At 66.4% G+C, this 7,667-nt stretch carries 7 protein-coding genes; 4 read left to right on the top strand and 3 right to left on the bottom strand.

Annotation, left to right across the window (positions count from 1 at the left end; all coding sequences use genetic code 11):
• From AC1VAN_RS06065 to AC1VAN_RS06050, 4 genes are all read left to right on the top strand, one after another.
• Nucleotides 1-952, top strand: a 952-nt coding sequence (locus tag AC1VAN_RS06065; protein ID WP_480985456.1) for a sugar MFS transporter, incomplete at its 5' end; no start/stop codon positions are given.
• Nucleotides 953-959: 7 nt separating this feature from the next.
• On the top strand, nucleotides 960-1,955 hold the full coding sequence (locus tag AC1VAN_RS06060; protein WP_313445406.1) for a carbohydrate kinase family protein: 996 nt from the start codon (nucleotides 960-962) through the stop codon (nucleotides 1,953-1,955).
• A complete protein-coding gene (locus tag AC1VAN_RS06055; RefSeq protein WP_480985455.1) occupies nucleotides 1,952-3,178 on the top strand; it encodes an AGE family epimerase/isomerase in 1,227 nt (408 codons plus the stop codon). The genes AC1VAN_RS06060 and AC1VAN_RS06055 overlap by 4 nt, the downstream gene beginning before the upstream one ends.
• A gap of 140 nt (nucleotides 3,179-3,318) precedes the next feature.
• Nucleotides 3,319-5,898 (top strand): beta-mannosidase, encoded by a 2,580-nt coding sequence (locus AC1VAN_RS06050; protein ID WP_480985457.1) that lies wholly within the window; start codon nucleotides 3,319-3,321, stop codon nucleotides 5,896-5,898.
• A gap of 139 nt (nucleotides 5,899-6,037) precedes the next feature.
• Here the strand turns inward: AC1VAN_RS06050 and mtnC are convergent, their stop codons facing one another.
• From mtnC to AC1VAN_RS06035, 3 genes are all read right to left on the bottom strand, one after another.
• A complete protein-coding gene (gene mtnC, locus AC1VAN_RS06045) occupies nucleotides 6,038-6,733 on the bottom strand; it encodes an acireductone synthase (RefSeq protein WP_032975514.1) in 696 nt (231 codons plus the stop codon).
• Nucleotides 6,734-6,736: 3 nt separating this feature from the next.
• On the bottom strand, nucleotides 6,737-7,294 hold the full coding sequence (locus AC1VAN_RS06040) for a 1,2-dihydroxy-3-keto-5-methylthiopentene dioxygenase (protein ID WP_025874787.1): 558 nt from the start codon (nucleotides 7,292-7,294) through the stop codon (nucleotides 6,737-6,739).
• 91 nt (nucleotides 7,295-7,385) lie between these two features.
• On the bottom strand, nucleotides 7,386-7,667 hold a 282-nt coding region (locus tag AC1VAN_RS06035; RefSeq protein WP_480985454.1), incomplete at its 5' end, for a class II aldolase/adducin family protein.

Genomic DNA, 7,667 nt, shown 5'->3' with positions numbered 1-7,667 from the left:
GTTCGTGCTGGCCACCGGCATCACCGTGCTGCAGGTGGCGGCCAACCCGTATGTCGCGCTGCTTGGTCCGGAGCAGACCAGTTCCAGCCGCCTGACCCTGGCGCAGGCGCTGAACTCGCTGGGTACGGCCATCGCGCCGATCTTCGGCGGCATGCTGATCCTGTCCAACACGGCCATGAGCGGCGAGCAGATCGCCGCGCTGCCGGCCGCCGAGCAGCTCGCCTACCGTACCGCCGAGGCACACGCAGTGCAGGGCCCTTACGTCGGCCTGGCCGTGGCGCTGGTGCTGCTGGCCCTGTTCGTGTTCCTGTTCCGCCTGCCGGCGCTGAACGACACCACCGAGCAGGCTGACCAGGGGCATCAGCACAGCTATCTGGATGCGCTGCGCAAGCGCCACCTGCTGCTGGGCGTGCTCGGCATCTTCTTCTACGTCGGTGCTGAAGTATCGATCGGCAGCTTCCTGGTCAACTACCTGTCGATGCCCACCATCGGCGGTTTCAGCGAGCAGGAAGCCACCCACTATGTGTCGGCCTACTGGACGATGGCGATGATCGGTCGCTTCGCCGGTTCGGCGCTGCTGGCGCGCTTCTCGCCGAGCCGCCTGCTGGCGATCTTCGCGCTGGTCAACGTGGGCCTGCTGACGCTGACCATGATGACCTCCGGCAATGTCGCGCTGTACTCGGTGGTGGCGATCGGCCTGTTCAATTCGATCATGTTCCCGACCATCTTCGCGCTCAGCATCGAGCGCCTGGGCCCGCTGACCAGCAAGGGTTCGAGCCTGCTGATCATGGCCATCGTCGGTGGCGCGGTGGTGCCTTACCTGCAGGGCGTCCTGGCTGACCACATCGGCGTGCAGGCCAGCTTCATCCTGCCGCTGCTGTGCTACGGCTACATCATTTTCTACGGACTGGTCGGCGCGCGCGCGCCGGCTGCCGGCACGCAGGGAGGCTGAGTCGAAAATGGGTTCCATCGTCTGCTTCGGCGAAATTTTGATCGATCTACTAGCGCAGCCGCCGGCCTCGGCCGATACCCCGCGCGCGTTCCTGCAGTACGCCGGAGGTGCACCGGCCAACGTCGCGGTGGCCGCCGCGCGGCTGGGCGCGAAGACCCAGTTCGTCGGCATGCTCGGCCGCGACATGTTCGGCGACTTCCTGGCGGAGAGCCTGAGCGAACACGGTGTCGGCACCGACTACATCGTGCGCACCGACGCGGCCAAAACCGCGCTGGCCTTCGTTGCACTGGACGCGGGCGGCGAACGCAGCTTCAGCTTCTACCGTCCGCCTGCGGCCGACCTGCTGTTCCGTGACAGCGATTTCCACGCGGGCTGCTTCGATGGCGCGCAGTGTTTCCACGTCTGTTCCAACAGCCTGACTGAAGCGGACATCGCCGAAGCGACGTTCGCCGGCATGGACCGTGCGCGTGCGGCCGGCGCGGTGGTCAGCCTGGATCTCAACCTGCGTCCGGCGCTGTGGCCAGCCGATGTCGACCCGACACCGCGCCTGTGGCAGGCGCTGGAGCGCGCCGACCTGGTCAAGCTGTCGCGCGAGGAACTGGACTACTTGGCCGCCCCGCTGGGCGATGACGGCGAGGCGCTGGTGCTGCGCCGCCTGCTGGCCGCGCAGGCACGCTGGGTGATCATCACCGACGGCGCCGCCACGCTGCATTGGTATACCCGTGAAACGCAGGGCAAGGTCAGCAGTTTCCGCGTCGCCACCGTGGACACCACCGCTGCCGGTGATGCCTTCGTCGGCGGCGTGCTGGTTGGCCTGCTGGAGCGGGGTGGGGCAGGTGCGGGCTTTGCCGCGTTCTGCCAGGACCCRCAGGCGATCGCCGCCACGCTGCGCTTCGGCGCCGCCGTTGGCGCACTGGCGGTGACCCGCAAGGGCGCGTTCGCTGCGATGCCCTCGTTCGATGAAGTGCAGCAGCTGCTGCAGCTACAGGATCTCCCCGCATGAGCACCTCGCCCGATTTCCGTTCCCCCGCGTTCCTGCGCGCCCACATCGCCGACACGATGGCGTTCTACCATCCGCGCTGCATCGACCCGGAGGGCGGCTTCTTCCATTACTTCCGTGACGACGGCAGCATCTACGACGCCAGCCATCGTCATCTGGTGAGCAGTACCCGCTTCGTCTTCAACTACGCCATGGCCTACCGCGAATTCGGCAACGCCGAGTATCGCGACGCGGTCGAGCACGGGGTGCGCTACCTGCGCGAGGTTCACCGCAACCCGGCCACCGGCGGCTACGCCTGGACCCTGCGCGATGGTGCGGTAGAGGACGACATGAACCACTGCTACGGCGTGGCCTTCGTGCTGCTCGCCTACAGCTGTGCGTTGAAGGCGGGCATCGAAGAAGCCCGCACGTGGATGGACGAAACCTGGCAGCTGCTGCRGGCGCGCTTCTGGGAAGCCGAACACGGCCTGTACAGGGACGAGGCCGACGGCCAGTGGAACTTCACCGGCTACCGCGGCCAGAACGCCAACATGCACATGTGCGAGGCGATGCTGGCCGCGTTCGAGTCCAGTGGCGAGCAGCGCTATGTCGAGCGCGCGCTGCAGCTGGCCGACAACATGACCCGCCGCCAGGCGGCAAAGGCCGGCGGTCTGGTCTGGGAACACTACGACGTCAACTGGAACATCGACTGGGACTACAACCTGGACGATCCCAAGCACCTGTTCCGGCCGTGGGGCTTCCAGCCGGGGCACCAGACCGAGTGGGCCAAGCTGCTGCTGATCCTGGACCGACACGTGCAGGCCGACTGGCTGGTGCCGACCGCGCAGCATCTGTTCGATGTTGCCGTAGAGCGCAGCTGGGACGAGGTGCGCGGCGGCCTGTACTACGGCTTCGCCCCGGAGTCGCGCCGGCAGCCGGGCATGGACGGCGCGCCGATCGGCGGTGACAGCTTCGTCTGTGACGACGACAAGTATTTCTGGGTGCAGGCCGAGACCCTGGCCACCGCCGCGCTGATGGCCGCGCGCACCGGCGACGACCGCTATTGGCAGTGGTACGACCGTATCTGGGCGTACTCGTGGGAGCACTTCGTCGACCATCGATACGGCGCATGGTTCCGCATCCTCGACGCCGACAACCGCAAGTACAGCGATGAGAAGAGCCCGGCCGGCAAGGTGGATTACCACACCATGGGTGCCTGCTACGAAGTGCTGAACGTCGTGCGTTGAGGTCTGCCGCGCTGCGCGCTCGCCGGACGTGGTCCGGCGCTACCGTGGCGTGTGGCATTGGTAGCGCCGGGTCATACCTGGCGGAAAAACAGGAGTATCACGTGCATCGCATTTCCAACGCTGTCCGTCTGCTGCTGTTGATGATCGCCCTTGGCGCCTTCCCCGCAGGCGCCGCACCGCTGCAGGCGCAATGGGAGTTCCGGCTGCTGCCCGGTGACGCGCAGGGCGCGGCCCATCCTGGCCTGCAGCAGTGGCGCGCGGCCACGGTGCCAGGCAGCGTGCACACCGATCTGCTGGCGCATGAGCTGATCCGCGATCCCTACGTCGGTGCGCCCGAAGCCGAGCTGCAGTGGATCGGTCTGGCCGACTGGGAGTACCGAGCCCGTTTCGATGTGGACGCTGCCAGCTTGGCAAAGGCCCATGCCGAGCTGCGCTTCGACGGCCTGGACACCTATGCCGAGGTGACGCTCAACGGCAAGCCGCTGCTGCGCGCCGACAATGCCCACCGCACCTGGCGCGCCCGCGTCGAAGGTCGCCTGCGTGCGAAGGGCAATGAGCTGCAGATCGTGTTCCGTTCGCCGATCCGCACGCTGCTGGCCGGCGTGCAGGCAATGCCGCACAGGATTGCCGGCAACTATCCTTCGCCCTACGGTGATGAACCGAAGGACGCGATGGTTGGCAACTTCGCTCGCAAACCGGCGTACCACTTCGGGTGGGACTGGGGCCCGCGCTACGTCACTGCCGGCGTCTGGCGGGGCGTTGACCKGCAGGCATGGGATGCGCATCGGTTGACCGATGTGGCCGTACGCACTGATGCGCTTGATGCAGAAAACGCAAAGCTGGCGGTAGTGCTGCAGGTGGAGCAGGACGCGGTCGCCGGTCCGGTGGCGGTGGACGTCGAGGTRCGCGATCCCTACGGCCGCAGCGTCGCGCGGGTGCAGCGCACGGTCGAACTGACGCCCGGCCGGAACAGCGTGGACGTGCCGGTTGAACTGGCCAAGCCGCGGCGCTGGTGGCCGGTCGGCCATGGTGCGCAGGACCGCTACACCGTGCAGGCGCGCCTGGACGGCAGTGCCGATGCGGTGCTGGCACGCGAACAGCGCATTGGCCTGCGCACCGTCGAACTGCGCCGCGAGCAGGACGACAAGGGAGGGCAGGGCTTCGCCTTCGTCATCAACGGGGTGCCGATCTTCGCCAAGGGCGCGAACGTGATCCCCTTCGACGCCTTCCCCGCGCGCGTTGATGCTGCGCGCCTGCGCCAGGTACTGGTCGCCGCGCGCGATGCCAACATGAACATGCTGCGCAACTGGGGCGGCGGCTACTACGAGGACGATGCGTTCTTCGACATCGCCGACGAACTGGGCCTGCTGGTCTGGCAGGACTTCATGTTCGGCGGTGGCATGCAGCCGGGTTACGACCCGGCATTCCGCGCCAGCGTGGTCGCCGAGGCGCGCGACAACGTGCGCCGGCTGCGCCACCATCCCAGCATCGTGCTGTGGTGTGGCAACAACGAAGAAGAAACCGCGTGGAAGGATTGGGGCCACGGCCGTGACCTGAAGTCCGCCGATCCGGCGTTCGCAGCGAAGGTCTGGCAGGGCTACGTTGACCTGTTCGGCAACGACCTGCGCCAGGTGGTGAGCGAAGATGGGTTGGGCGTGCCGTACTGGTCCAGTTCGCCCAGCAACGACCTGGACGAGAAGGCCAACGACTCCACCCGTGGCGACAAGCATTACTGGCAGGTGTGGGGCAATCCGGCATTGCCGGTGCAGGCGTATCTGCGCGAGACCCCGCGCTTCATGTCCGAGTATGGCCTGCAGGCCTGGCCAGCGGTGGCGACGGTGGACCAGATTGCCACCCGTGCCGAACAGCGCATCGACAGCCCGGTGATCCGTGCGCACCAGAAGTTCATGGCCGGCGAGGGCAATGCACGCCTGCTGCACTACATCGAGCTGGGCTACGGCACGCCGAAGGACTTCGAGGACTTCGTCTACCTGAGCCAGGTGATGCAGGCCGATGGCATCGCCCTGGCGGCGCTGCACCATCGCGCTTCGCGGCCCTACACGATGGGCTCGCTGTACTGGCAGCTCAACGATGTCTGGCCGGGAGCATCGTGGTCGAGCGTCGACTACTTCGGTCGCTGGAAGGCGCTGCACTATGCCGCGCGGCGCTTCTTCGCGCCGGTTACGGTGGCCGCACTGCGCGATGAAGGCGGTACGCGCGTGCGCCTGATCAATGATGGTGCCGCGCTGGATGCACGTTGGCGCCTGCGGGTGATGGACGTTGAGGGCAAGGTGCTGCGCCGTCGCGAGCAGGCGATGACCCTGGCCGCCGCCGGGGTGATCGATATCGGCACCTACGCGGATGCCGAGCTGCTGGTCGGTGCCGATCCGGCGCGGACGGTGGCGGTGTTCGAACTGCTGCAGGATGGCAAGGTGACGGCACGGCAGGTGGTCGGCTTCGTCGAAGCAAAGGATCAGGTGCTGCCACGCCAGCAGTTGACGTCAACGCTGGCGATCGACGGTGACCACTATCGCCTGCGGCTGCACAGCGCTGCGCTGGTGCGCGCAGCCTGGATCGATTTCGGCGCGCTCGACGTGCAGGTGGAAGACAACCTGCTGGACCTGCTGCCGGGCGAAACCCGCGACATCGCCGTGCGTGGCCCGGTGGATCTGGCTGCGCTGCGCGAGGCGTTGAAGGTGAAGACCCTCAACGATCGTTGAGCAGCGCCGTCTACCCGCCTTGGTAGGTGCCAACCTTGGTTGGCACATCAGAAGCGGATCTGCCCTTGGTAGGTGCCAACCTTGGTTGGCACATCAGAAGCATGCCAACCAAGGTTGGCATTCACCAAAGCGGATGGCCTTACAGCTGGATCTGCTGGAAGTTCTCGACGCGATCATGGCCGTTGGCGGCGTCGCCGATGCGCGGCATCGGGTAGTCGTCCAGGCGATCGATCAGGCGTGTCTGCAGGCCGGCTTCGCGGGCGGCGTCCAGTTCCTCGACCACGTCGGACAGGAACAGGATCTCGCCAGCGGGAACGCCGATGGCCTGCACGATGTGGCGGTAGCTGTCGGCCTCGCGCTTGCCACCGACTTCGGTATCGAACCAGCCCGACACCAGCGGACTCAGGTCACCGGCGTCGCTGAAGCCGAAGAACAGCTTCTGCGCCGGCACCGATCCGGAGGAGTACACATACAGCGGCAGGCCCGAGGCGTGCCACCCCTTCAACACCGGCGCAACCTCCGGGTAGAAGTGCGCGGTGTAGTCGCCACGACGGTAGCCTGCGTCCCAGATCAGCCCCTGCAGGGCCTTCAGTGCGGTGTGCTTGCGGTCCTGGTCGATCCAGCCCTGCAGCGTCTCGGCCACCAGGCTGTCCTGGCAGGCGCCGCCGATCTCGGTGGCGACTGCATCCAGCCAGCGACGCACCTCCGGTTGCTGGCCATGGTCGGCGACGAAGCCGGGCAGCGCCTGGCGTGCGTACGGGAACAGCACGTTCTTGACGAATGAGATGCTGCTGGTGGTGCCTTCGATGTCGGTCAGGATGACGCGGGGCTGCATTGATCAGGACGCCTGGGTCGGAATGTAGCGGGGGAATTTCTGCGCGATGTCGGTGCCGGTGAAGTGACCGACCCAGCCATCCGGTTCGGTGAAGAAGCGGATCGCCACGAAGCTSGGCTCATCACCCATGTCGAACCAGTGGGTGGTGCCGTCGGGCACGGCGATCAGGTCATCCTTCACGCACTCGATCTCATAGACCTTGTCGCCCACGTGCAGGGTGAACAGGCCCGAGCCGGCGACGAAGAAGCGTACTTCGTCTTCCTTGTGGAAGTGTTCGTCGAGGAATTTCTTCCTCAGCTCGGCGCGGTTCGGGTTGTCCGGGGCGATCGAGGCCACGTCCACGCTCTTGAAGCCGCGTTCGGCAACCAGGCGGTCGATGTCGGCGCGGTAGGCGGCGAACACTTCGTCCTGGCTTGCGCCCGGGGCGACCGGCGCGGTGGCCTGCCAGCGCTCAAAGGTGACGCCGATCTTCTGCAGTTCGGCAGCGATGATCGCGCCGTCCTGGGTGTCCAGCAGCGGCGATTCGGGATGGGTATCGTCGTAGATGCGCAGTCGGCTCATGGCGGCAGCTTGAACGTCTCGGGGAAGGACAGGGTAGCAGGGTGGCATTGATGGCCTGATTCCAGAACGGCATCTGGCCGTGCCGGAAACTTCAGCGGCGCAGCTTGCGCAGCTCCAGCTCGCAGTGCAGCAGGAATTCGAACGCTTCCATGTGCCGCCGTGCTTCGGCCATGTCGCGGCCCCAGGCGTACAGGCCATGGCCGTCGATCAGGTAGCCCCAGAGGGTCTGCGTGTCGAGCAGGGCGTCGACCTGGGCAGACAGCACGTCCATGTCCTGGGTGTTGGCAAACACCGGGATGTCGATGGCCATCTCGTGGGTGCTGTTGCCCGCGAAGGCCTTCAGCAGTTCGTAGCCTTCCACCCGGATATGGCC

It is taken from the genome of Stenotrophomonas sp. 05L44_2 (genome assembly GCF_056665995.1).
Note: the sequence above shows the minus strand (reverse complement) of the source record. Positions and strands in the feature narration are given on the sequence as shown.

Excerpts from the sequence above, each read along its gene's own strand:
- mtnC (WP_032975514.1), bottom strand. The coding sequence starts at position 6,733 with ATGCAGCCCCGCGTCATCCTGACCGACATCGAAGGCACCACCAGCAGC.